Annotated in this window: 23 protein-coding genes; all 23 read left to right on the top strand. The window is 65.9% G+C overall.

Annotated features, from left to right (window positions below):
- Positions 1 to 24 precede the first annotated feature (24 nt).
- The 23 genes from PQV96_RS18700 (at position 25) to trbG (ending at position 22,249) form a co-directional block, all read left to right on the top strand.
- Positions 25 to 330: a non-heme iron oxygenase ferredoxin subunit gene (locus PQV96_RS18700; RefSeq protein ID WP_269446929.1), complete on the top strand. Its 306-nt coding sequence runs from the start codon at positions 25 to 27 to the stop codon at positions 328 to 330.
- Positions 330 to 1,562, top strand: coding sequence for an NAD(P)/FAD-dependent oxidoreductase (locus PQV96_RS18695; RefSeq protein ID WP_012250638.1), 1,233 nt, complete (start codon positions 330 to 332; stop codon positions 1,560 to 1,562). The genes PQV96_RS18700 and PQV96_RS18695 overlap by 1 nt, the downstream gene beginning before the upstream one ends.
- Complete coding sequence (gene bphB, locus PQV96_RS18690; protein ID WP_012250639.1) at positions 1,559 to 2,386, top strand: cis-2,3-dihydrobiphenyl-2,3-diol dehydrogenase; 828 nt, start codon at positions 1,559 to 1,561, stop codon at positions 2,384 to 2,386. The genes PQV96_RS18695 and bphB overlap by 4 nt, the downstream gene beginning before the upstream one ends.
- Before the next feature lie 15 nt (positions 2,387 to 2,401).
- The gene (bphC, locus tag PQV96_RS18685; RefSeq protein ID WP_273623857.1) at positions 2,402 to 3,277 is read left to right on the top strand and encodes a biphenyl-2,3-diol 1,2-dioxygenase; all 876 of its coding nucleotides are present in this window, start codon (positions 2,402 to 2,404) and stop codon (positions 3,275 to 3,277) included.
- A 123-nt stretch (positions 3,278 to 3,400) separates the two neighbouring features.
- Positions 3,401 to 4,207: a toluene degradation hydratase TodJ gene (gene todJ, locus PQV96_RS18680; protein ID WP_273623856.1), complete on the top strand. Its 807-nt coding sequence runs from the start codon at positions 3,401 to 3,403 to the stop codon at positions 4,205 to 4,207.
- Between the two features lie 108 nt (positions 4,208 to 4,315).
- On the top strand, positions 4,316 to 5,266 hold the full coding sequence (locus tag PQV96_RS18675; RefSeq protein ID WP_270174414.1) for an acetaldehyde dehydrogenase (acetylating): 951 nt from the start codon (positions 4,316 to 4,318) through the stop codon (positions 5,264 to 5,266).
- A 10-nt stretch (positions 5,267 to 5,276) separates the two neighbouring features.
- Positions 5,277 to 6,335: a 4-hydroxy-2-oxovalerate aldolase gene (dmpG, locus tag PQV96_RS18670; protein WP_270174413.1), complete on the top strand. Its 1,059-nt coding sequence runs from the start codon at positions 5,277 to 5,279 to the stop codon at positions 6,333 to 6,335.
- A gap of 19 nt (positions 6,336 to 6,354) precedes the next feature.
- The gene (locus PQV96_RS18665; RefSeq protein ID WP_270174412.1) at positions 6,355 to 7,986 is read left to right on the top strand and encodes an acyl-CoA synthetase; all 1,632 of its coding nucleotides are present in this window, start codon (positions 6,355 to 6,357) and stop codon (positions 7,984 to 7,986) included.
- A gap of 131 nt (positions 7,987 to 8,117) precedes the next feature.
- Complete coding sequence (locus PQV96_RS18660) at positions 8,118 to 8,774, top strand: OmpW/AlkL family protein (RefSeq protein WP_270174411.1); 657 nt, start codon at positions 8,118 to 8,120, stop codon at positions 8,772 to 8,774.
- Positions 8,775 to 8,788: 14 nt separating this feature from the next.
- The gene (locus PQV96_RS22360) at positions 8,789 to 9,199 is read left to right on the top strand and encodes an ABC transporter substrate-binding protein (protein WP_270174410.1); all 411 of its coding nucleotides are present in this window, start codon (positions 8,789 to 8,791) and stop codon (positions 9,197 to 9,199) included.
- Between the two features lie 3 nt (positions 9,200 to 9,202).
- On the top strand, positions 9,203 to 10,186 hold the full coding sequence (gene acuI, locus PQV96_RS18655) for an acrylyl-CoA reductase (NADPH) (RefSeq protein ID WP_270174409.1): 984 nt from the start codon (positions 9,203 to 9,205) through the stop codon (positions 10,184 to 10,186).
- 163 nt (positions 10,187 to 10,349) lie between these two features.
- On the top strand, positions 10,350 to 11,237 hold the full coding sequence (locus tag PQV96_RS18650) for a LysR family transcriptional regulator (protein ID WP_270174408.1): 888 nt from the start codon (positions 10,350 to 10,352) through the stop codon (positions 11,235 to 11,237).
- A gap of 285 nt (positions 11,238 to 11,522) precedes the next feature.
- On the top strand, positions 11,523 to 13,577 hold the full coding sequence (locus tag PQV96_RS18645) for a conjugal transfer protein TraG (protein WP_270174407.1): 2,055 nt from the start codon (positions 11,523 to 11,525) through the stop codon (positions 13,575 to 13,577).
- The gene (locus tag PQV96_RS18640; protein ID WP_270174406.1) at positions 13,574 to 14,032 is read left to right on the top strand and encodes a CopG family transcriptional regulator; all 459 of its coding nucleotides are present in this window, start codon (positions 13,574 to 13,576) and stop codon (positions 14,030 to 14,032) included. Before PQV96_RS18645 ends, PQV96_RS18640 begins: the two co-directional genes overlap by 4 nt.
- The gene (gene trbB / locus PQV96_RS18635) at positions 14,029 to 15,048 is read left to right on the top strand and encodes a P-type conjugative transfer ATPase TrbB (protein ID WP_270174405.1); all 1,020 of its coding nucleotides are present in this window, start codon (positions 14,029 to 14,031) and stop codon (positions 15,046 to 15,048) included. Before PQV96_RS18640 ends, trbB begins: the two co-directional genes overlap by 4 nt.
- A complete protein-coding gene (locus PQV96_RS18630) occupies positions 15,045 to 15,377 on the top strand; it encodes a TrbC/VirB2 family type IV secretion system protein (RefSeq protein WP_270174404.1) in 333 nt (110 codons plus the stop codon). Before trbB ends, PQV96_RS18630 begins: the two co-directional genes overlap by 4 nt.
- Positions 15,374 to 15,658 (top strand): VirB3 family type IV secretion system protein, encoded by a 285-nt coding sequence (locus tag PQV96_RS18625; RefSeq protein ID WP_270174403.1) that lies wholly within the window; start codon positions 15,374 to 15,376, stop codon positions 15,656 to 15,658. Before PQV96_RS18630 ends, PQV96_RS18625 begins: the two co-directional genes overlap by 4 nt.
- Before the next feature lie 13 nt (positions 15,659 to 15,671).
- Complete coding sequence (trbE, locus tag PQV96_RS18620) at positions 15,672 to 18,113, top strand: conjugal transfer protein TrbE (protein WP_270174402.1); 2,442 nt, start codon at positions 15,672 to 15,674, stop codon at positions 18,111 to 18,113.
- The gene (gene trbJ / locus PQV96_RS18615; RefSeq protein WP_270174401.1) at positions 18,110 to 18,841 is read left to right on the top strand and encodes a P-type conjugative transfer protein TrbJ; all 732 of its coding nucleotides are present in this window, start codon (positions 18,110 to 18,112) and stop codon (positions 18,839 to 18,841) included. Before trbE ends, trbJ begins: the two co-directional genes overlap by 4 nt.
- 7 nt (positions 18,842 to 18,848) lie before the next feature.
- Positions 18,849 to 19,136, top strand: coding sequence for an EexN family lipoprotein (locus PQV96_RS18610; RefSeq protein WP_270174400.1), 288 nt, complete (start codon positions 18,849 to 18,851; stop codon positions 19,134 to 19,136).
- Positions 19,133 to 20,503, top strand: a complete 1,371-nt coding sequence (trbL, locus tag PQV96_RS18605; protein ID WP_270174399.1) for a P-type conjugative transfer protein TrbL — start codon at positions 19,133 to 19,135, stop codon at positions 20,501 to 20,503. Before PQV96_RS18610 ends, trbL begins: the two co-directional genes overlap by 4 nt.
- A 16-nt stretch (positions 20,504 to 20,519) precedes the next feature.
- The gene (trbF, locus tag PQV96_RS18600) at positions 20,520 to 21,224 is read left to right on the top strand and encodes a conjugal transfer protein TrbF (RefSeq protein WP_270174398.1); all 705 of its coding nucleotides are present in this window, start codon (positions 20,520 to 20,522) and stop codon (positions 21,222 to 21,224) included.
- Positions 21,221 to 22,249: a P-type conjugative transfer protein TrbG gene (gene trbG, locus PQV96_RS18595; protein ID WP_407655051.1), complete on the top strand. Its 1,029-nt coding sequence runs from the start codon at positions 21,221 to 21,223 to the stop codon at positions 22,247 to 22,249. Before trbF ends, trbG begins: the two co-directional genes overlap by 4 nt.

Raw genomic sequence — 22,249 nt, 5'->3', positions numbered from 1 at the left:
CGGGTCATGGCTTGGACGTACATCATGCGGCAGTCCGACCTGCCGCCAGGCGAGATGCAGCGCCATGAAGGCGGCCCCGAGCCGGTGATGGTCTGCAACGTCGACGGGGAGTTCTTCGCCGTGCAGGACACGTGCACGCATGGAAACTGGGCGCTATCGGATGGCTATCTGGACGGTGGCGTCGTCGAATGCACGCTGCATTTCGGCAAGTTCTGCGTTCGAACCGGAAAGGTGAAGGCGCTGCCAGCCTGCAAGCCGATCAAGGTGTTTCCCATCAAAGTGGAAGGCGGCGACGTGCATGTCGATCTTGACGCCGGCGAGGTGAAGTGATGGCGACGCATGTGGCGATCATCGGCAATGGTGTGGCGGGCTTTACGACCGCGCAAGCCCTGCGTGCTGAAGGCTTTGAGGGGCGGATCTCGCTGATCGGGAACGAACCGCATCTGCCCTATGACCGACCGTCTCTGTCCAAGGCCGTGCTCGGCGGCAGTCTTGAGCATCCGCCCGTATTGGCGGAAGCCGACTGGTACGGCGAGGCGCGCATCGACATGCTGTCCGGCCGAAGTGTCACCAACCTGAACGTGGACGCTCGAACGATCAGCCTAGACGATGGAAGCACGTTCGCTGCAGACGCCATAGTCATCGCCACGGGCAGCCGGGCACGAACGCTTGCGTTGCCTGGCAGCCAACTGACCGGCGTTGTCACGCTTCGCACCTACGACGACGTGCGGCCGCTGTGCCGTGGCTGGACGCCTGCAACGCGACTGGTGATCGCAGGCGGCGGATTGATCGGCTGCGAAGTCGCGACGACGGCGCGCAAGCTCGGCCTGGCGGTGACGATTCTGGAATCCGCCGACGAACTGCTGGTGCGTGTGCTGGGCCGGCGCATCGGCGCCTGGCTGCGCGGCCTGTTGACGGAACTCGGCGTACGGGTCGAGCTGGGAACAGGCGTGGCCGGCTTCTCTGGCGACGACCGGCTCGAAGAGGTACTGGCCAGCGATGGACGCCGCTTCGCCGCCGACAACGCGCTTGTCTGCATCGGCGCCGAGCCCGAGGATCAACTCGCGCGTCAGGCGGGCCTGTCCTGCGACCGGGGCGTCATTGTCGATGACCACGGCGCGACGCATGCCGAAGGGGTATTCGCAGTCGGCGATGCGGCCAGTTGGCCGCTGCGCGATGGCGGCAGGCGTTCGCTCGAAACCTACATGAACGCGCAGCGCCAGGCCGCCGCGGTGGCAGCGGCCATTCTGGGAAAGCATGGATCGGCGCCGCAGGTGCCCGTGTCCTGGACGGAGATCGCCGGGCATCGGATGCAGATGGCGGGCGATATCGAAGGGCCGGGCGAATTCGTCTTGCGCGGCACGCTGGGGGATGGCGCGGCGCTGCTGTTCCGGCTGCGGGACGGAAGGATTCAGGCCGTCGTCGCGGTCGACGCGCCGCGTGACTTCGCGATGGCGGCCCGATTGGTGGAAGCGCGTGCAGCCATCGAGCCGGCGCGGCTGGCAGATTTTTCAAACAGCATGCGCGATCTCGTGCGTGCACAACAAGGAGACTCAGCATGAAACTCAAAGGTGAAGTGGCATTGGTGACGGGCGGAGGCGCCGGACTGGGGCGAGCGATCGTCGATCGCTATGTCGCAGAGGGCGCCCGCGTCGCGGTGCTGGACAAGTCGGCAGCAGGCCTGGAGGAAATCAGGAAGCGCCACGGCGATGCCGTGGTCGGCATCGAGGGCGATGTTCGGTCGCTCGACAGCCATCGTGAAGCCGTGGCGCGCTGCGTCGAGACCTTCGGAAAGCTCGATTGCCTGATCGGCAACGCCGGCGTTTGGGACTACCTGACCCAACTGGCGGACATTCCCGACAACGGCATCTCGGAAGCCTTCGACGAAATGTTCGCGATCAACGTCAAAGGCTACATCCTGGCCGCCAAGGCCGCGTTGCCCGCGCTGTACAAGAGCAAAGGCAGCGCGATCTTCACCGTGTCGAACGCTGGCTTCTACCCTGGTGGCGGAGGCGTTCTCTACACCGCGGGCAAGCATGCCGTGATCGGCTTGGTCAAGCAGCTCGCGCATGAATGGGGGCCTCGCATCCGTGTCAACGGCATCGCCCCTGGAGGGATCCTCGGCAGCGACCTGCGCGGGCTCAAGACGCTGGGTCTGCAAGACCAAACCATTGCGACGATGCCACTGGCCGACATGCTGGGTCCTGTCCTTCCGACCGGGCGGGTGGCCACCGCCGAGGAATACGCCGGAGCCTACGTGTTCTTCGCCACGCGCGCGGATACCGTCCCGCTCACCGGCAGCGTGCTGAACTTCGACGGCGGCATGGGTGTGCGCGGCTTGTTCGAAGCCAGTCTTGGTGCGCAGCTCGATAAACACTTCGCTTGATAAAGGAGAAATGACATGAGCATTCAAAGACTGGGCTATATGGGCTTCGAAGTTGCGGATGTGCCGGCATGGCGCTCCTTCGTTACCAGCAAGCTGGGGGCGATGGAAGCCTCCGCCAACGAGGCGGAGGCCACGTTCCGGATCGACTCGCGCACCTGGCGGCTATCGGTCAGCAAGGGCACTGCGGACGACTACCTGTTTGCCGGCTACGAGGTGGACAGCGAGAAAGGACTGCAAGAAGTCAAGGAAAGCCTGGAGGCCCACGGCGTTGCTGTCAAGGTCGAAGGTCGGGAACTGGCCGCCAAGCGCGGTGTGCTTGGGCTTATTTCCTGTAGCGACCCGTTCGGCAACCGCGTCGAGGTCTACTACGGCGGCACCGAGCTGTTCGAGCGGCCGTTCGCTTCACCCACCGGCGTCACGGGATTCCAGACCGGCGACCAGGGTATCGGTCACTATGTACTCAGTGTCCCGGACGTGGACGCAGCGCTCGCCTTCTATACCAAGGGGCTGGGTCTCCAGCTTGCCGACGTCATCGACTGGACGGTCGGCGAGGGGATGACCCTGACCGTCTACTTCCTCTACTGCAACGGCCGCCACCACACTTTCGCATTTGGCAAGCTGCCCGGGCCGAAGAAGCTCCATCACTTCATGCTGCAAACCAACAGCATGGACGACGTTGGCTTGGCCTACGACAGATTCGATGCTGAACGCGCGATCGTCATGACGCTCGGCCGGCATACGAACGACCACATGGTTTCGTTCTACGGGGCCACGCCTTCGGGCTTTGCGGTCGAGTACGGCTGGGGTGCCCGTGAGATGCCCCCCCGCTGGTCGGTCGTGCGCTACGACCGCATCAGCATCTGGGGGCACAAGTTCCAGCCGCCCGCATGAACCGCCAGCCTGGCTGGACGCTAGGCTGACCCCCCCGCTCGCACCCGCATATGCCGTCGATCCCGAGCGGCAGGGCAGCGCACACGGAAATCGCAGAAGACATGAACTGAGGAGAAATATCGAATGAGCAAACCGGATACGGTGCTGACCAGTGCGGTAAGTGAAGCCGCCAACCTGCTGTACGAGGCGGCCCGGACCGGGGTGGCCGTGGCGCCGGTACGCAATCTGATCGGCGAGAGGGATCTCGACGCGGCCTATGCGGTGCAGGAGATCAACACCCAGCGGGCGCTGGCAGCGGGGCGGCGCCTGGTGGGACGCAAGATCGGACTGACCTCCGTGGCCGTCCAGAAACAACTCGGGGTTGGACAGCCGGACTACGGCATGCTGTTCGCCGATATGGCACGAACCGAGGGTGAAGAAGTCTCCCTCAAGGACGTGCTGCAGCCCAAGGTCGAAGCCGAGATCGCCTTTGTATTCGGCCGTGACCTCGAAGGTGATCAACTGACTGTGGCTGACCTCTTTCGCGCCATCGAGTTCGCGGTTCCGGCGATCGAGATCGTGGGCTCGCGGATAGCGAACTGGGAGATCCGCATCACCGACACCATTGCCGACAACGCCTCGTCGGGCCTATATGTGCTGGGTTCCACGCCGAAGCGGCTAAGTGACTTCGATGCGCGCCAGGCAGGCATGGTGATGGAACGGCAAGGCACGCCGGTGTCCTCTGGCGCAGGGTCGGCCTGCCTGGGTTCGCCGCTCAACGCAACGCTCTGGCTGGCCAAGGTCATGGCCCGGGCCGGTCGTCCGCTGCGTGCTGGCGATACCGTGCTTTCCGGTGCGCTGGGGCCGATGGTCGCCGTGGCGGGGGGCGATGTATTCGATGTACGCATAGCCGGACTTGGATCGGTGACCGCCGCCTTCGCGAAGGAATAAGTCTGTGCGAACGATCCCATTCACTGCCGGGGTCATCCCGGTCTCGCGCATACAGCAGCAGGCCTTGCGACCCGACGCGATGGCGAACTGATTCCAAGGAGCATCACCATGACCCGAAAACTCAAGGCTGCCATCATCGGCAGCGGCAATATCGGCACCGACCTGATGATCAAGATCCTCAGGCATGGCCAGCACATCGAAATGGGCGCCATGGTCGGCATCGACCCTGCCTCCGACGGCTTGGCGCGCGCGCAGCGCATGGGCGTGGCCATCACCCACGAAGGCGCCGAAGGCTTGACGCGCCTGCCGGTGTTCGCCGACATCGACGTTGTGTTCGACGCCACCAGCGCCGGCGCGCACGTGAAGAACGACGCCCTGCTGCGCCAGCACAAGCCCGGACTGCGCATGATCGACCTGACGCCGGCGGCCATCGGCTCCTATTGCATCCCGGTGGTCAACGGCGAGGCCCACCTTGACGCCAACAACGTCAACATGGTCACCTGCGGCGGCCAGGCCACCATTCCGATGGTGGCGGCGGTGTCGCGCGTGGCCAACGTGCACTACGGCGAGATCGTCGCCAGCATCTCCAGCAAGAGCGCGGGCCCCGGCACGCGCGCCAACATCGATGAGTTCACCGAAACCACGTCGAAGGCCATCGAGGTGGTCGGCGGCGCGGCCAAGGGCAAGGCCATCATTGTCCTGAATCCGGCCGAGCCGCCGCTGATCATGCGCGACACGGTCTATACCCTGAGCGACTTCGCCGACACCGACAAGATCGAGGATTCGGTGCAGCGCATGGCCGCCGCGGTGCAGGTCTACGTGCCCGGCTACCGCCTGAAGCAGCGCGTGCAGTTCGACCGTATCGAATCCGACCGGCCGATTCGCATCCCCGGCGTGGGCGACCGTCTCACCGGGCTGAAGACCTCGATCTTCCTGGAGGTCGAAGGCGCCGCCCACTACCTGCCGGCTTACGCCGGCAACCTGGACATCATGACCAGCGCCGCGCTGCGCACCGCCGAGAAGATGGCCGAGCGCTTGCTCGCCACCCTGGTTGCCTGAGGACACTTCCATGACACAGAAGAAGATATACATCTCTGACGTGACGCTGCGCGACGGCAGCCACGCCATCCGCCACCAGTACAGCGTTGAGAACGCCAGGACCATCGCCCGCGCGCTGGACGAGGCGAAGGTGGACTCCATCGAGGTCGCCCACGGCGATGGCCTGCAGGGCGGCAGCTTCAACTACGGCTTCGGCGCCCACACCGACCTGGAGTGGATCGAGGCCGTGGCCAGCGTGGTGAAGCACGCGAAGATCGCCACGCTGCTGCTGCCGGGCATCGGCACCATCCACGACCTGAAGGCCGCCTACGACGCCGGCGCGCGCATCGTGCGCGTGGCCACGCACTGCACCGAAGCCGACATCTCCAAACAACACATCGAGTACGCCCGCCACCTGGGCATGGAGGCCGTTGGCTTCCTGATGATGAGCCACATGAACACCCCGCAGGGCCTGGCCAAGCAGGCACAGTTGATGGAAAGCTACGGGGCAACCTGTTGCTACGTGGTCGACTCCGGCGGCGCCTTGTGCATGGATGACGTGCGGATGCGGTTCCGCGCCTTCAAGGACGTGCTCAAGCCCGAGACCGAAACCGGCATTCACGCCCACCACAACCTGAGCCTGGGCGTTGCCAACAGCATCGTGGCCGTGGAGGAAGGTTGCGACCGCGTCGATGCCAGCCTGGCCGGTATGGGCGCTGGCGCTGGCAACGCGCCGCTGGAGGTGTTCATCGCCGCCGCGGAACGCCTCGGCTGGGCTCATGGCTGTGACTTGTACAAGCTGATGGATGCGGCCGACGACATCGTGCGCCCGCTGCAGGACCGCCCGGTGCGGGTGGACCGCGAGACGCTGGCGCTGGGCTACGCCGGCGTGTACAGCAGCTTCCTGCGCCATTCGGAGGTGGCGGCCCAGAAGTACGGCTTGAAGACCGTGGACATCCTGGTGGAACTCGGAAAGCGCCGCATGGTCGGCGGCCAGGAAGACATGATCGTCGATGTCGCGCTGGACCTGCTCAAGCTGCAGAAGCACGAGCGCATCCATGCAGAGCCGGTTTCCAGCGAGGCGGGATGACGCCGTCAAGGGCACGATCATGGACACTACCGGACTGGAACGCAACGCGGCCAACCATGCGCCGCTCACTCCCCTCGTCTTCATCCGTCGTGCGGCCGAAGTTCACGGTGACCGCACGGCCATCGTCTATGGCAACGTGCGGCGCAATTGGCGCGAGACCTGGGCCCGTGTGCGGCGCCTTGCATCGGCCCTTCGTCGGCGTGGCATCGAGCCCGGCGACACGGTGGCGGCTTTGCTGCCGAACACGCCGGAGATGATTGAACTCCACTTCGCCGTGCCGTTGGCTGGCGCGGTGCTCAATGCGCTCAACACGCGTTTGGACGCAAACAGCATCCGCTACATGCTCGAACACGCCGAGGCACGAGTACTGCTGGTTGATCGCGAGTTCGCGCCGCTGGCCGACGAAGCCATCCGAGGCTGCGGGCAGTCGCTGCTCGTGGTGGATGTGGCTGATGCATCGTTTGGCGGCGAGCCGGCCGCGAGTGCCACAGTCGACTATGAAACGCTGCTGGCAGACGGCAACGAGCGTTTCGACGGTGTGCCCATCGCTGATGAATGGGATGCGATCTGCCTGAACTACACGTCGGGCACGACGGGCCGGCCAAAGGGCGTGGTCTACCACCACCGCGGGGCGTACCTCAACGCGGTGAGCAACATCCTGGAGTGGGATCTGCCGAGGCATCCCGTCTACCTGTGGACGCTGCCTCTGTTTCACTGCAACGGCTGGTGCTTTCCCTGGACCATCGCCGCGCGGGCCGGCGTCAATGTCTGCATGCGCAGGGTGGATGCGGAGAAAGCGCTGGCACTGATCGCAGAGCATCGCGTGACGCACTACTGCGGCGCACCGATCGTGCACAAGCTGCTGGCCAGCGCTCCCGCATCCTGCCGCGCGCACATCAGTCATCGGGTACATGCCATGGTGGCAGGCGCCGCGCCGCCTGCTGCACTGCTGGCGGAGATGTCGAGGATGGGCTTCGAACTGCGGCACGTCTACGGCCTGACGGAGGTCTATGGTCCCGCCGCCGTGTGCGAGCCGCAACTCGAATGGGATGGTCTCGATCCGGACGAACTGGCGCGCCTGAACGCCCGGCAAGGGGTGCGCTACCACTTGCAGGACGCCGTGGATGTGGTCGATCCAGAGACCATGGCGCCTGTGCCGGCGGACGGCGAAACGATTGGCGAGGTGGTTTTCCGCGGCAACATCGTCATGAAGGGGTATCTGAAGAACCCCGGAGCCACTGCGGATGCATTCGCCGGGGGCTGGTTCCGCACCGGGGACTTGGCGGTCAAGCATCCAGACGGCTATCTGAAGGTCAAAGACCGCAGCAAGGACATCATCATCTCCGGCGGCGAGAACATCTCGAGCATCGAGGTCGAAGATGTGCTGAGCCTTCACCCGGCAGTGCTGATGGCTGCGGTCGTGGCCTGTCCTGACGCGCACTGGGGCGAGACGCCCGGTGCTTTCGTCGAGCTGCTTCCCGGCGCCTCGGTGTCGGCGGAGGAATTGCGAGATCACTGCCGCCTTCACCTAGCCGGATTCAAGTTGCCGCGCCGATTCGAGTTCGGTGAATTGCCCAAGACGTCCACCGGCAAGGTCCAGAAGACCGTGCTGCGCGAAAAGATCAAGGCGGTGCACGCAATCGACGTTTGATCTGCCTTACGACAGTCTGCGCCAACGCTTCAAGTCAAGGCCGGCTTGCAGACGGAATGCAGGTCCGCGTCATTCAAACAGGTTCATCAGCATCGCTCTTTCGAAGCGATATCACACAAAGGAGGCACCTTATGTCAAAGCTGTTCTGGATGCGCATTGCATCCGCATTCTCGATGATGCTCACCCTGACCGCTCACGCGCAATCGGCCGACAAGAAGTTCTGGGCGCACGTCGGCCCGGTCGGGGTTCAGTTCAATACCGATACGCGACTGGTTGTCGCGGGCGCCCCTGTCAATGGCGCCAACGCCGATGCCAAGAACAATGTTTCGCTGGGCGTCGAGATAGGCTACGAAGTGGCTCCGTCCGTCATCGTGTCGCTGACCGCGGGCTTGCCGCCGACCACCACCTTGATCGGAAAGGGCGGCCCAGTCGATGGCTTGCAACTGGGCCGAGTGAAGTACGGTCCTGCGGTGCTGTCCGCGCACTATCACTTTGACGCCGGTTCGTTCAAACCCTATGTGGGAGCCGGCATCAACTACACGGCCGTACTGGAGTCCAAGGACGGTGCGGTCGCGGAGCTGGACGTGAAGAGTGCATGGGGCAGCGTGCTGCAGGTGGGGGTCGATGTGCCACTGTCCAACGGATGGGGGCTCTTTCTCGATATCAAGAAGATCTACGTGAAGACGACGGCCAGGGGCACGGTTCCTGCGTTCGGTGGCCCACCCGCGGAAGCCTCGATACGCCTGAACCCGCTGCTGGTCCATGCCGGCATTAGCTGGCGCTTCTGATTGGTTCCATTCAGATGGACGGACTCCATTCTCATTTGACCTCCCTCCCGGTCGTGAGGGGCGTGCGGCAGCGCATCCGAGCCTTGGGTGCGGCGCTTCTCTTCGCAGTTCTCGTGTGCAGCGTGTACGCGGCAGAGAAAGAAATCGTCGTTGCCCAAGTCGCGCCTTTCAGCGGTCCTGTGTCGTTCTACGCACGAGAAACTCAGTTGGGCGCGGCGGCCTATTTCTCAGCTGTCAACGCGAAGGGCGGTGTGCGTGGGGCCAAGATTCGCTTTGTCACCAGAGATGACGGATTGGATCCAACAAAGACCGTTGCGTTGTTTCGCGAGGTGGCCGGGGGCGAAGCGCCGGTCTACTCGCCTTGCAGCATTGATCATCCTTCTTGTGCACGTCGCGACTCTTCAATCACTTTGTCAGGGCAGTAGGCAATGTTCAAAGCCATCCTCATCGAAAAAGACGAATCCGGCTATCGCGCCACCTTGCGTGACATAGACGAAGGAATACTGTCGCAAGGCGACGTGACCGTGCAGGTTGAGCGCTCTACGCTGAACTATAAGGATGGGCTCGCCATCACTGGCAAGGCACCCATCGTCAAGCGCTTTCCAATGGTGCCAGGCATCGATCTATCTGGCACGGTGATCAAAAGTCAGCACCCGCGCTGGCAGTCAGGTGACCGCGTTGTGCTGAATGGCTGGGGCGTTGGTGAAGCGCATACGGGCGGTTTGGCACAGCGTGCGCGTTTGAGCGGCGATTGGCTTGTCCCGCTACCAGATGCGTTCACACCGGCGCAGGCGATGGCGATCGGGACTGCCGGCTACACCGCGATGCTGTGTGTGCTGGCGTTGGAACGGCATGGCGTCAAGCCCATAGATGGGCCTGTGGTGGTCACAGGCGCCGCAGGTGGTGTCGGCAGTGTTGCGGTGACTTTGCTCAGCCGGCTTGGCTATGCGGTAGCAGCGGTAACCGGGCGGCCACAGGAGGCCGATTATTTGAAGCAACTCGGAGCCAAGGAGATTCTGGCGCGGACTGACTTCAGTGCGCAGGGAAAGCCGCTGGAAGCGGAGCGCTGGGCAGGAGCCGTTGATACTGTCGGTAGCCACACGCTGGCCAATATTTGCGCGCAGATGAAGTATCGCGGCACTGTGACCGCCTGCGGGTTGGCCGGAGGCAGGGATTTTCCGGCGACGGTCGCTCCGTTCATTCTGCGCGGCGTGACGCTGGTGGGTATTGACAGTGTGATGTGCCCTCTGCCAGAGCGCCTGCTGGCTTGGCAGCGATTGGCGCGCGACCTTGATGTGACACAGCTGGCGTTGATGACGCGTGAGATTGGTCTCGGCGAGGCCATTGCCACTGCCTCCGAATTACTCGCCGGGCAAGTCCGTGGTCGCGTTGTGGTGGACGTAAACCGCTGACACAGAAGGCGCGAGAAGAAAGTCGGAGAAGGCCTTATCACGAGGCGACCGAAATGGGGTCACCAACATGCAGATTGGGTAGTCGCAGAATAGGTTCCCCCGAAGCATTGGTGAAGGTTCAGGGTGTGGACTTTTGAGTTTTTGATCTAAGGGGGAAAAGTGCGTGATCGAACTTCGCCACCTGCGCTACTTCATCGCTGTGGCGGAAGAACTGAACTTCACTCGGGCGGCCGAGCGCGTGCACATCGACCAGACGCCGCTGTCGCGCGCTGTGCGCGACCTGGAGGATGAACTGGGCGTGCAGCTGTTCGTGCGTAAGCCGCGCCAGCTGCTGCTGACCCCGGCTGGGGCGCGGCTGCTGGAGGAAGCGCGCAAGCTGTTCATCCGCTTCGAGCGGACCAAACGCGCTGTGCGCCAGACCCACTCCCTCTACCAGGCACCGCTGCGCATCGGCGTGGCCGATGGGATCTCGCAGCCTTTGCTTTCGGAGTGCTTCCTTCGTTGGCAGAGCGTTGCACCGGAAGTGCCGCTGGAGTTGATCGAGATGCGGGCGCGCGAACTGGCGGCCGCCTTGAAGCACGAAGATCTGGATATCGGCTTCTCGTTTGGCGTTCCCGAAGATGACGCGATCGCCCAGCGGCCGGCATGGAGGTACCGGCTCATGGCGATGCTGCCCTGTACCCATGAACTGGCTTCCCGCTCGGTGGTCTCGCTGCGGGAACTGCTGGCGTTTCCGCTGCTGTCGTGCAGTGAAGACCGCCTGCCGGGCATGTTTGCGCAGATGCGCGATATCGTGCGCCGCCACACGGAGCAGACCACCGTCGCCGACGTGGCATTTACAGCGCAGGGCTATGTCACCCGCATCGCTGCTGGCGTGGGGGTGGGACTTGCGGATGCGGGCCATGCCCAGACCTTGCATCGCAGCGACGTCGTGGTGATCCCGCTCGCGGAGGAGGAGCAGATCGTCACCTACGTGCTGCACAAGCATCAGCGCTTCGGCATCGCGGGGCCGGTGCAACGTTTCCTTACCCACGTCAGCACTCTGTCATAAACGTTACGCAACCCGGTGCTCCAGGGCATGGTCGCCTCTCCATCGGCCTTGGACTGTATGGCTCGCAGCGGAGATGCTTCATAGCCTGCGAAGCCGCGGGCCACCATGTCATCTGCTCCCAGGATTCCAGCCAGCCACCTGCGTTTTCTCTGACGCATCCGCCAGCCTGCGCTGCGCTACGCCCAGATGGGTGGCCTGTGCGACGCATCAATTCCAAACTCCTGCGATGCGTGCTGTGGGCACGCACGCACATGGCGCGCGCAGGCGCCGAAGGAACCAGCGGGCATGGCATCTCGATCCTATATCGGCGAGCACGGCGCATCCAGCGGGCACACGGGCATCCTGTTCGGCCAGATCGCGGCTGTCACGGCTGTTGCCCTGGGCGGCGTGTGGGCCGCCACGCAGTGGAGCGCACACGCGCTGGGCTACCAGGCGCGCTTGGGGCCGCCGTGGTTCTTCGCGGCGGATGTGCCGGTCTACGAACCCTGGAAGCTCTTCGAATGGTGGTACTGGTACGACGCTTATGCGCCAGAAGTGTTCTTGCGCGGAGGTGTCATCGCGGCGTCTAGCGGGTTGCTGGCCACGGGCGTGGCCATCAGCATGGCGGTATGGCGCTCGCGCATGGCCCGGCGCGTTACCACTTACGGCTCGGCCCGCTGGGCCGAGCACGAGGAGATAGCCAAGGCCGGGCTGACCGGCCCGGCAGGTGTCTTTCTGGGACGTGCGCCATCGAAGGAGGGCAGTTACTTGCGCCACGAGGGCCCGGAGCACGTGATGGCCTTCGCGCCCACGCGCTCGGGCAAGGGCGTCGGTTTGGTTGTGCCCACGCTGCTGTCCTGGCATGGCTCGGCCGTGATCCATGACATCAAGGGCGAGAACTGGCAGGTGACGGCCGGCTGGCGCTCGCGCTTCTCGCACTGCCTGCTGTTCAACCCGACCGATGCGAAGTCGGCAGCGTACAACCCCCTGCTCGAAGTGCGGCGCGGCGCGCACGAGGTGCGTGATGTGCAGAACATTGCGGACATCCTGGTGGATCCCGAAGGCGCGCTGGAGCGGCGCAACCACTGGGAGAAGACTTCGCACGCGCTGCTGGTCGGCGCCATCCTGCACGTGCTCTACGCCGTGGAAGACAAGACCTTGCGCGGCGTCGCCAACTTCCTGTCCGATCCCGCGTGCCCGTTCGAGGTGACATTGCACCGGATGATGACCACGCAGCATCTGAGCGATCAGGTGCACCCCGTCGTGGCCTCGGCCGCGCGTGAGGTCCTCAACAAGAGCGATAACGAGCGCTCGGGCGTGCTGTCCACCGCCATGAGCTTCCTGGGCCTGTACCGTGATCCGACGGTGGCCGAAGTCACCTCGCGCTGCGACTGGCGCATCGCAGACCTGATCTCGGCCGAGCATCCGGTGTCGCTGTACCTGGTGGTGCCGCCCTCGGACATCAGCCGCACCAAACCTCTGATCCGGCTGATCCTCAACCAGGTGGGCCGGCGCCTGACCGAATCGCTGGACGGCTCGGACGGCATCGCGCGGCGCCACAAGCTGCTCTTGATGCTCGACGAGTTTCCTGCGCTGGGCCGCCTGGATTTCTTTGAGTCGGCTTTGGCTTTCATGGCGGGCTATGGGCTGCGGGCCTTCCTGATCGCGCAATCGCTCAACCAGATCGACAAGGCCTATGGCCCGAACCACTCCATCCTCGACAACTGCCACGTGCGCATCGCGTTTGCCACCAACGACGAGCGCACGGCCAAACGGATCTCGGATTCGCTGGGCACCGCGACCGAGTTGCGTGCGCAACGCAACTACGCGGGGCACCGGCTCGCACCGTGGCTGGGGCACCTGATGGTGTCGCGCCAGGAGACGGCGCGCCCGCTGCTCACGCCCGGCGAGGTGATGCAACTACCGCCCGACGATGCGGTGGTGATGGTGTCGGGCCACCCTCCAATCCGTGCGAAGAAGCTGCGCTACTACCTGGACCGCAACTTCACGGCCAGAGTATCGCCAGCACCGGTCCTCGCGGGTGGGGTCTATGCGGATCGGCCCGTGGTGCGCCTGGACGACTGGAGCACGCTGCCCGTGCTTGTGGTTCAGTCAGCTGCAGGGGCCGGCGACGCTGCCGGCCTTGCCGACGAGGGCGGCCACCAGCTCAAGCCGGAATTGGAGGTGGTGGAGAAACCCATGCATGAGCCCGATGCCGGCGACCTGATCCTGCTCGACGACGAGCGCGATGACGATGGCGCGCCGCTGCTGCCGCGTGATTTCGACCGCCAGTTGGAGCGCGACTTGGTGCGCACTGCGCGTCTGGCCGCCCTGGACCCTGACGACGGGATCGCCCTATGACCCGCGCTCGCCTGAATATCTTCGTTGAGCCCGAGCATGCGAAGCGCCTGGAGGACTTCGCCGCGCACCGCGGGGTTTCGAAGTCGTCGGTGATCGCGGCAGCGCTGGCCTCGTTCCTGTCGCCCGATGCCATGGACCAGCGCGAGGCGGCCATGGCCAAGCGCTTGGACCGGCTCTCGCGCCAGTTCGACCGACTGGAGCGCGACCAGTCCATCCTGATCGAGACCCTGGCGCTGTACCTGCGCCATTACCTCACCCTGGCACTGCCGGTGCCCGAGCACCAGCAAGACGCCCTGCGCGCGCAGGGGCGAGCGCGCTATGCCCAGTTCATCGAACAGCTCGCGCGTCACATCCAGCGTGGGCGCAGCCTGGTGCGCGAGATCCATGAGGAGATGGGCCCGTCGGAGGAGGCTGCGCCAGTTGGAAACGAAGGCAATGGGGAGGGTATCGCATGAAACGCATCGACGGTTTGCCTGGCGATGAACCCGCTCAGCGCCGCATTCGCATGCTGCGCACTGCCATGGGGCAAGAGATCGCGGAAGCGCTCGAAGATCCTGAGGTGGTCGAGGTGCTGCTGAACCCGGACGGCTCGCTCTGGGTAGACCGGCTGGGCACCGGCCGCTCGCCCACGGGGCACGTGATCCCGCCGCCGGTGGCCGAACGCATCATCCGTCTGGTTGCCGCTCACGTGCGCGCCGAGGTGCATTCTGGCGCGCCGCTGCTGTCGGCCGAACTGCCCGAGACGGGCGAGCGCTTCATGGGTGCCTTGCCGCCCATCGTGCGTGCGCCGTCCTTCGCCATCCGCAAACGGGCGCTGCGCATCATGACGCTGGCCGACTACGTGGCCGATGGCGTCATGACCGGTGAACAGGCGGCCTTCCTGCGACAGGCCGTGCGGGAGCGCCAGAACATCGTCGTGGCCGGCGGCACCAGCACCGGCAAGACCACGCTGGCGAACGCGCTGCTCGATGAGATCGCGGTCACCGGCGACAGGGTGCTGATCCTCGAAGACACGGTGGAGCTGCAATGCCGCAGCGACGACTTTGTTGCCATGCGCACCGAACCGGGCGTCAGCACGATGGCCGACCTGGTACGCGCCACGCTGCGGCTGCGGCCGGACCGCATCGTGGTGGGCGAGGTGCGGGGCGCCGAAGCGCTGGACCTGCTCAAGGCCTGGGGCACCGGCCACCCCGGCGGCGTCGCCACCGTGCATGCGGGCTCGGCCCATGGCGCGCTCACGCGTCTCGAACAGCTCGTGCAGGAGGTCAGCGTGACCGTGCCGCGCGCACTGATCGCCGAAGCCGTGCACGTGATCGTCTTCATCGCCGGACGCGGCCATGCGCGCCGCGTGCGCGAGATCGTGCGCGTGATCGGCCACGGCAGCCAGGGCTACCAGCTCGATGCCTCTCTGGGGCCTGCGCTCCCCTCTATTTCCACACCACCGTCATCCACCACAGGAGAACCGACATGACGATTCCGCGTCTATCCGTAAAGCCGTATCTGCCAGCAGCGGCTCTGGCCGCATTGCTTCTGGTCGTGGCGCTGCCCGCGCACGCGGCCGGCTCCAGCATGCCCTGGGAGGCGCCGCTGCAGTCCATCCTCGAATCCATCCAGGGGCCGGTGGCCCGCATCGTGGCGGTGATCATCATCATCGCCACGGGGCTGGCGCTGGCCTTCGGCGATACCTCGGGCGGGTTCCGCAAGCTGATCCAGATCGTCTTCGGGTTGTCGATCGCCTTCGCGGCGTCCTCGTTCTTCCTGTCGTTCTTCTCGTTCTCGGGCGGGGCGGTGCTGGCATGAGCGCGCAGGGGATCGCTCCTGGGTTCGAGGTGCAGGGCTTTGAGGTTCCTCTTCACCGTTCGCTGACAGAGCCCATCCTGCTCGGCGGCGCGCCGCGCACGGTGGCGATCGCCAACGGCACGCTGGCCGCCGCCGTGGGCCTCGGGCTGCAGCTGTGGATTCCGGGCCTGGTGCTCTGGATCGCCGGCCATTCGCTGGCGGTCTGGGGCGCGCGCATGGATGCGCAGTTCATGGCCGTGTTCGCGCGGCACATCAAGCACCGTCCCTTGCTGGACGTGTGAAGGAGAGGCCGCTATGCTGAACCTCACCGAATACCGCCAGCGCCCGGCGCTGCTGGCCGACTGGCTGCCCTGGGCCGGCTTGGTCGCACCGGGTGTCGAGTTGAACAAGGACGGCTCGTTCCAGCGCACGGCGCGCTTTCGCGGACCGGACCTGGACAGCGCGACGCGGGGTGAACTCGTTGCCACGTCGGCGCGGCTGAACAACGTGCTGCGCCGCCTGGGTTCGGGCTGGGCGCTGTTCGTGGAAGCCGAGCGGTGCGAAGCCGCGGACTACCCCGAATCGTCCTTCCCGGAGCCGCTGTCATGGCTGGTGGACGAGGAGCGGCGCGCCGGCTTCGAGGATGCCGGGAGCCATTTCGAGAGCCACTACCACCTGACGCTGCTGTACCTGCCGCCGGAGGAATCGAGGGCGCGCGCGGGCCGGCTGCTGTACGAGAACCGCAAGACCGAAGGCGTGGACTGGCGGGAGCGTCTCGAAGCCTTCGTCGCCGAGTCCGAGCGCTTCCTGGGGCTGCTGGAAGGCGTGATGCCTGAGATCGGCTGGCTGGACGATGCGCAAACGCTGACCTATCTGCATGGCTGCATCTCGACGGCCCGGCATCCGGTGACCGTGCCCGAGGTGCCGATGCACCTCGATGCGCTGCTGGCGGACCGTCCGCTGGTGGGAGGGCTCGCGCCCATGCTGGGCGATGCCCATCTGCGCGTGCTGACGATCCGCGGCTTCCCGACCTCGACCTGGCCAGGGATCCTCGACGACCTCAATCGCCTGGGCTTCGCCTACCGCTGGAGCACGCGCTTCCTCTGTTTGGACAAGGCAGAAGCCGAGAAGGAACTGGGCCGCCTGCGCCGCCAGTGGTTCGCCAAGCGCAAGAACATCGTCGCGCTGCTGCGCGAGACGATCTTCAACCAGGAGAGCCCGCTGGTCGATACTGACGCGAGCAACAAGGCGTCCGATACCGACGCGGCGCTGCAGGAACTGGGCAGCGACCAGGTGGCCTTCGGCTACGTCACCGCCACCGTGACGGTGATGGACCGGGATGCTGCTGCCGCCGATGAGAAGCTGCGACAGGCCGAACGCGCGATCCAGGGGAGGGGCTTCGTCACCATCCCCGAGACCTTGAACGCCGTGGAGGCCTGGCTGTCCTCGATTCCGGGCAACGTCTACGCCAATGTGCGCCAGCCCATCATCTCGACGCTGAACCTCGCGCACCTGATGCCGCTGTCGGCCGTGTGGGCCGGGCAGGAGCGCAATGCACACCTCGACGGGCCGCCGCTGATCGTGACGCGCACCGACGGCGCGACGCCGTTCCGGCTGGTCACGCACATCGGGGACGTGGGCAACACGCTGCTGGTCGGCCCCATCGGCATGGGCAAGTCGGTGCTGCTGGCGACCCTGGCGCTGCAGTTCCGGCGCTATCCCGGCTCGCGCATCCTGGCCTTCGACATGGGCCGTTCCATTCGCGCCACCGTGCTGGGCCTGGGCGGCGATCACTACGACCTGGGCACGGATCCGGAGGATGGTGGAGCGATCGCCTTCCAGCCGCTCGCGCGCATCGACCGGGAGGGCTACCGCGCCTGGGCGGCCGAGTGGATCGAAGGGCGGCTGCTGCAGGAGGGCGTGGCCGTGGGGCCGCCCGAGAAGGATGCTGTCTGGTCGGCGCTGAACAGCCTGGCCAGCGCCCCGGTGGAGCAGCGCACGATGACCGGCCTGTCGGTGCTGCTGCAGAGCAACGCGCTGCGCCAGGCGCTGGCGCCCTACGTGCTGGGCGGCGCCCATGGGCGGCTGCTCGATGCCGATGCCGACCGGTTCGGCACGGCGGACGTGCAGGGCTTCGAGATGGAGGAACTGATGCCCAGCAAGGCCGCGGTCATGGCCGTGCTGGGCTACCTGTTCGCACGCTTCGGCGAGCGCTTCGACGGCGCGCCCACCCTGCTGATCCTCGACGAGGCCTGGCTGTTCCTGGATGACCCGGTGTTCGCGGCGCGCATCCGCCAGTGGCTCAAGACGCTGCGCAAGAAGAACGTGTCGGTCATCTTCGCCACGCAGAGCCTGGCGGACATCAAGGATTCCGCGATCGCGCCCGCGATCATCGAAAGCTGTGCGAGCCGCATTTTTCTGCCCAACTCGCAGGCGACCGAGCCACAGATCCGGGTGATCTACGAAGGGTTCGGGCTGAACAGCCGGCAGATCGACATCGTCGCTACGGCTCAGCCCAAGCGCGACTACTACTACCAGTCGCGGCTGGGCAATCGTGTTTTCGAGCTGGGCCTGGGGCCGGTGGCGCTGGCCTTCGCCGGGGCATCCACGCCAGAGGACCAGCGGGCCATCGATGCGGTGGTCTCCGCAGCCGGTGTGCCTGGCTTCGCATCGGCCTGGCTGCGCCATCGTGGCCTGGACTGGGCCGCCGATCTCATCCCTTCGTTTCCTTCACCACTTCAGGAGAACACGCCATGAAGAAGACTTTGCTTTCCCTCACCGCTGCCGCGCTCTTCGCGGCGGCTCCGGCCGCGCATGCGCAGTGGGTTGTGATCGACCCCACGAACCTCGCGCAGAACATCCTCACCGCCGCCAACACGCTGGAGCAGATCAACAACCAGATCCAGCAACTGCAGAACGAGGCCCAGATGCTGATGAACCAGGCGCGGAACCTGACCGGGCTGGATTTCAGCGCCTTGTCGCAACTGCGCTCGGCGCTGTCAGCGACGAACCGGCTGATCCGGCAGGCGCAGGGCCTGGCGTTCAACGTGCAGCAGATGGAGGTGCAGTTCAGCGAGCTGTATCCCGAGTCCTTCAGCGCTTCCGTCACCAGTGCCCAGATGGTGTTCGATGCGCGCAGGCGCTGGACCAACTCGCTGGAAGCGCTGCGCACCGCGACCCAGGTGCAGTCCCAGGCGGTGCAGAACTTCGCGGCGGACGAGCAGGCGCTGGCGGAGCTCGTGAACCGCAGCCAGTCCGCCGTGGGCGCGCTGCAGGCCATGCAGGCGACGAACCAGTTGCTCGCCTTGCAGTCCCGGCAGGCGATCCAGGCGCAGCAGCTGCAGCTCACGCAGGACCGGGCCGTCGCGCTGGAGCAGGCACGGCAGGTGGCCGTGCACGAGCGGGCCCGGGAGGTGCGGCGCCGCTTCCTGGGCAGCGGCACGCCGTACACGCCCCAGCCGGTGAATTTCTACGGCAACCCGTGAGGACACCATGAACAGACTTCTTGCCCTTACCGTAGCCCTCACGCTCGCTGCGTGCAGCAAGCCCGACCCCGTCGAATCGGTCGAATCGCTGGTCGCCAATCCCGAGCGCCTGAAGGAACTGCGCGCCGCCTGTAAGGCAGATCACGCCAAGGCGGGTGATGCGCAGTGCAACGCGGTGGCCGAGGCGACGCGCCAGCGCTTCATGCGGCCGACGCCCTCGCCGTACGCGAACGACCCCGTGAAGCCACCGCCGCCGCCCGCGTCGCCACCGGCGGCGAAGGACGGACCGCCGTGAACGACGTCTCGGTCATCGACCGCTTCCTGGACGTCTTCTCGCGCTACATCGACTCGGGCTTCGGCCTGCTGGGCGGGGAGGTCGCCTTTCTCACCGCCACCTTGGTGGCGATCGACATGACCTTGGCGGGCCTGTTCTGGGCCATGGGCCACGCCTCGGGCCAGGGTGACGACGTGATGGCCAGGCTCATCAAGAAGGTGCTCTACGTGGGTGCCTTCGCCTACATCCTGGGCAACTTCAACCGGCTCGCGGGCATCGTCTTCAACTCCTTCGCGAGCCTGGGCCTCACGGCCTCGGGTTCAGGCCTGTCGCAGGGACAACTGCTGCAGCCCGGACGTCTGGCGCAGGTGGGCATCGACGCGGGCCGGCCGATCATGGCGCAGCTCAGCGATCTGACGGGCTTCCCGGAGGTGTTCGCCAACCTCGACGTGATCGCCGTGCTGTTCCTCGCGTGGCTGGTGCTGATCGTGTGCTTCTTCGTCCTCGCGGTGCAGCTTTTCGTGACACTGATCGAGTTCAAGCTGACCACGCTCGCGGGCTTCGTGCTGGTGCCCTTCGCGCTCTGGAACAAGACCTCGTTCCTGGCCGAGAAGGTCCTGGGCAATGTGATCTCGTCCGGTATCAAGGTGCTGGTGCTCGCGGTGATCGTGGGCATCGGGACGGGGCTTTTCAGCGAGTTCACCGTGGCGCCAGGTGCGGACCCCAGCATCGATCATGCGCTGGTCATCATGCTCGCGGCGCTGGCCATGTTGGGCCTGGGGATCTTCGGGCCGGGGATCGCGACCGGGCTGGTGTCCGGCGCACCGCAGCTCGGCGCCGGGGCCGCAGCCGGGACAGCCATCGCGGCAGCGGGACTCGCTGTGGCCGGCGGAGCCGCCGTGGCGGGGGCGGGCTCCGCCGTCGCCGCGGGAGCCCGCATGGCGCCAGGAGCTGCGCGCGCGGCCATCGGCGGCGGTGCAGCGGCCGCGCGTTCGGCTTCCGCGTTGGCCAGCGGCGCCAAGGGCGCCTACCAGGCCGGCGCGGCCGCATCAGGCGGGGGGGCGGTTCGCGCAGCCGGTGCTGGCGTTGCCCATGTGGCGAAGGCCGGCGCCGCAGCTGTGGGACAGCGCATCGCTTCCGGTGCGAAGGCGGTCAAGGACCGCGCAGTCAACTTCGTGGCCGATACGGCGGCGCCGGCCACCGCTTCCGCAGCCAGTGCCGAGGTCGAGGCCTCGCCGGCTTCTGCCTCCGAACCCGCCTGGGCGCAGCGCATGCGCCGCAAGCAGCAGGCGACCCATGCGGCCATGACCACCGCGCACGTGCTGCGCTCGGGCGACCACGCGGGCGGCGGGACTGGCCCCAGCCTGCGCGACGACTCCAGTTCTTGACTTGAAAGGAATCTCCATGCGTTTCAAACGCCCCCTGGTGCGGTATTCGGACAGCCCCGTGCCTGCCACGCCGTACCAAGCTGCCGGCCAGGTGTGGGACGAGCGCATCGGCTCGGCCCGGGTGCAGGCACGGAACTGGCGGCTCATGGCCTTCGGTTCCTTGTCGCTCGCGTTGCTGATGGCTGGCGGCCTGCTGTGGCGCTCGGCGCAGTCCATCGTCACACCGTACGTCATCGAGGTGGACCCAGCCGGGCAGGTGCGGGCGGTGGGAGAAGCCGCTACGCCCTACAAGCCCAGCGACGCGCAGACGGCGCACCACCTGGCGCGCTTCATCTCGCTGGTGCGCTCCCTGTCCATCGATCCCATCATCGTGCGGCAGAGCTGGCTCGATGCCTACGACTACACGACCGACCGGGGGGCGGCCACGCTCAACGACTACGCCCGCGCGGCCGACCCGTTCTCGCGCGTGGGGCAGGAGTCCGTCACGGTGCAGGTCAACAGCGTCGTGCGCGCGAGCGATTCATCGTTCCAGGTGCGCTGGGCCGAGCGGCGCTACGTCAACGGCGCGGCCGCCGGGCTGGAGCACTGGACCGCTGTGCTGTCCATCGTGCTGCAGACGCCTCGTACCGAGGAGCGGCTGCGCAAGAACCCCCTGGGCATCTACGTCAACGGGCTGTCGTGGAGCCGTGAACTCGACGCCTCGCAAGGAGCAAAGCCATGAAGACACATTTGCACAAATCCGTACTGCCGGGGATCCCGCTGGCCGCATTCATGTTCCTCGTCGGCTGCGCCACGCAGGGCAAGCCGCCGCCGGTGATCTCGCTCGATGAGCCGGTGGCCGTTACGGCACAGCCGCTGCCCGACCCACCCAAGCCGATGGAGGTGGTTGCCGTGCCCCAGCCGCTGGCGCTGCCAGCGCAGTTGAAGCCCTTGCCGGAGATCGCGGAAACCAGGCCTGTGCCCGAATCGGCCGACGAGAAGATACGGGTGTCGCGCGCGAACGAGGAAGCGCGCGTGGCGCCCACGCGCGAGGGCTACGTCAATGCGATCCAGGTCTGGCCGTACAGCGACGGTGCGCTGTACCAGGTCTATGCGGCGCCAGGCCGCGTGACGGTGGTCTCGCTGCAGGCCGGCGAGGAGCTTGTGACAGTGGCCGCCGGCGACACGGTGCGCTGGATCGTGGGCGACACGTCCAGCGGCAGTGGCGATGCGTTGCGCGTCAACGTGCTGGTCAAGCCGGTGCGCTCGGGTTTGAAGACCAATCTGGTCATCACGACCAACCGGCGCACCTACCTGATCGAACTGACCTCGACCGAGAAGGTCTGGATGGCCTCGGTGTCCTGGGACTACCCCAAGGACCGCATGCTGGCCCTGCAGCGACAGGCGCACGCAGCGCAGGCGAGCGCGCCGGTCGATACCGGGTTGTCGCTGGAGAAGATCCGTTTCCGCTACGCGGTCAGCGGCAGCAATCCGTCGTGGAAGCCGCTGCGCGCCTTCGACGATGGCGAGAAGGTCTACATCCAGTTCCCGGCGGGCATTGCCCAGGGCGAGTTGCCGCCGCTGTTCGTGATTGGCGCGCAGGGCGACGGGCAGTTGGTGAACTACCGTTTCCGCTCGCCGTACTACGTCGTGGACCGGCTGTTCGGCGCGGCCGAACTGCGCCTGGGTGCCGACAAGGGCGACGTGGTGCGCATTGAACGCACCGATGGTGTGTCCGCTGCGTCGGCTTCGGTGCAAAGGGACTGA

The sequence above is a fragment of the Acidovorax temperans genome (assembly GCF_028596105.1).
GTDB lineage: Bacteria > Pseudomonadota > Gammaproteobacteria > Burkholderiales > Burkholderiaceae_C > Acidovorax > Acidovorax temperans.
The sequence above is the reverse complement of the archived record's forward strand: the minus strand, read 5'-3'. Positions and strand labels throughout refer to the sequence as shown.

Excerpts from the sequence above, each read along its gene's own strand:
- PQV96_RS18700 (WP_269446929.1), top strand. The coding sequence starts at position 25 with ATGCGGCAGTCCGACCTGCCGCCAGGCGAGATGCAGCGCCATGAAGGC.
- PQV96_RS18695 (WP_012250638.1), top strand. The coding sequence starts at position 330 with ATGGCGACGCATGTGGCGATCATCGGCAATGGTGTGGCGGGCTTTACG.
- bphB (WP_012250639.1), top strand. The coding sequence starts at position 1,559 with ATGAAACTCAAAGGTGAAGTGGCATTGGTGACGGGCGGAGGCGCCGGA.
- bphC (WP_273623857.1), top strand. The coding sequence starts at position 2,402 with ATGAGCATTCAAAGACTGGGCTATATGGGCTTCGAAGTTGCGGATGTG.
- todJ (WP_273623856.1), top strand. The coding sequence starts at position 3,401 with ATGAGCAAACCGGATACGGTGCTGACCAGTGCGGTAAGTGAAGCCGCC.
- PQV96_RS18675 (WP_270174414.1), top strand. The coding sequence starts at position 4,316 with ATGACCCGAAAACTCAAGGCTGCCATCATCGGCAGCGGCAATATCGGC.
- dmpG (WP_270174413.1), top strand. The coding sequence starts at position 5,277 with ATGACACAGAAGAAGATATACATCTCTGACGTGACGCTGCGCGACGGC.
- PQV96_RS18665 (WP_270174412.1), top strand. The coding sequence starts at position 6,355 with ATGGACACTACCGGACTGGAACGCAACGCGGCCAACCATGCGCCGCTC.
- PQV96_RS18660 (WP_270174411.1), top strand. The coding sequence starts at position 8,118 with ATGTCAAAGCTGTTCTGGATGCGCATTGCATCCGCATTCTCGATGATG.
- PQV96_RS22360 (WP_270174410.1), top strand. The coding sequence starts at position 8,789 with ATGGACGGACTCCATTCTCATTTGACCTCCCTCCCGGTCGTGAGGGGC.
- acuI (WP_270174409.1), top strand. The coding sequence starts at position 9,203 with ATGTTCAAAGCCATCCTCATCGAAAAAGACGAATCCGGCTATCGCGCC.
- PQV96_RS18645 (WP_270174407.1), top strand. The coding sequence starts at position 11,523 with ATGGCATCTCGATCCTATATCGGCGAGCACGGCGCATCCAGCGGGCAC.
- PQV96_RS18640 (WP_270174406.1), top strand. The coding sequence starts at position 13,574 with ATGACCCGCGCTCGCCTGAATATCTTCGTTGAGCCCGAGCATGCGAAG.
- trbB (WP_270174405.1), top strand. The coding sequence starts at position 14,029 with ATGAAACGCATCGACGGTTTGCCTGGCGATGAACCCGCTCAGCGCCGC.
- PQV96_RS18630 (WP_270174404.1), top strand. The coding sequence starts at position 15,045 with ATGACGATTCCGCGTCTATCCGTAAAGCCGTATCTGCCAGCAGCGGCT.
- PQV96_RS18625 (WP_270174403.1), top strand. The coding sequence starts at position 15,374 with ATGAGCGCGCAGGGGATCGCTCCTGGGTTCGAGGTGCAGGGCTTTGAG.
- trbE (WP_270174402.1), top strand. The coding sequence starts at position 15,672 with ATGCTGAACCTCACCGAATACCGCCAGCGCCCGGCGCTGCTGGCCGAC.
- trbJ (WP_270174401.1), top strand. The coding sequence starts at position 18,110 with ATGAAGAAGACTTTGCTTTCCCTCACCGCTGCCGCGCTCTTCGCGGCG.
- PQV96_RS18610 (WP_270174400.1), top strand. The coding sequence starts at position 18,849 with ATGAACAGACTTCTTGCCCTTACCGTAGCCCTCACGCTCGCTGCGTGC.
- trbF (WP_270174398.1), top strand. The coding sequence starts at position 20,520 with ATGCGTTTCAAACGCCCCCTGGTGCGGTATTCGGACAGCCCCGTGCCT.
- trbG (WP_407655051.1), top strand. The coding sequence starts at position 21,221 with ATGAAGACACATTTGCACAAATCCGTACTGCCGGGGATCCCGCTGGCC.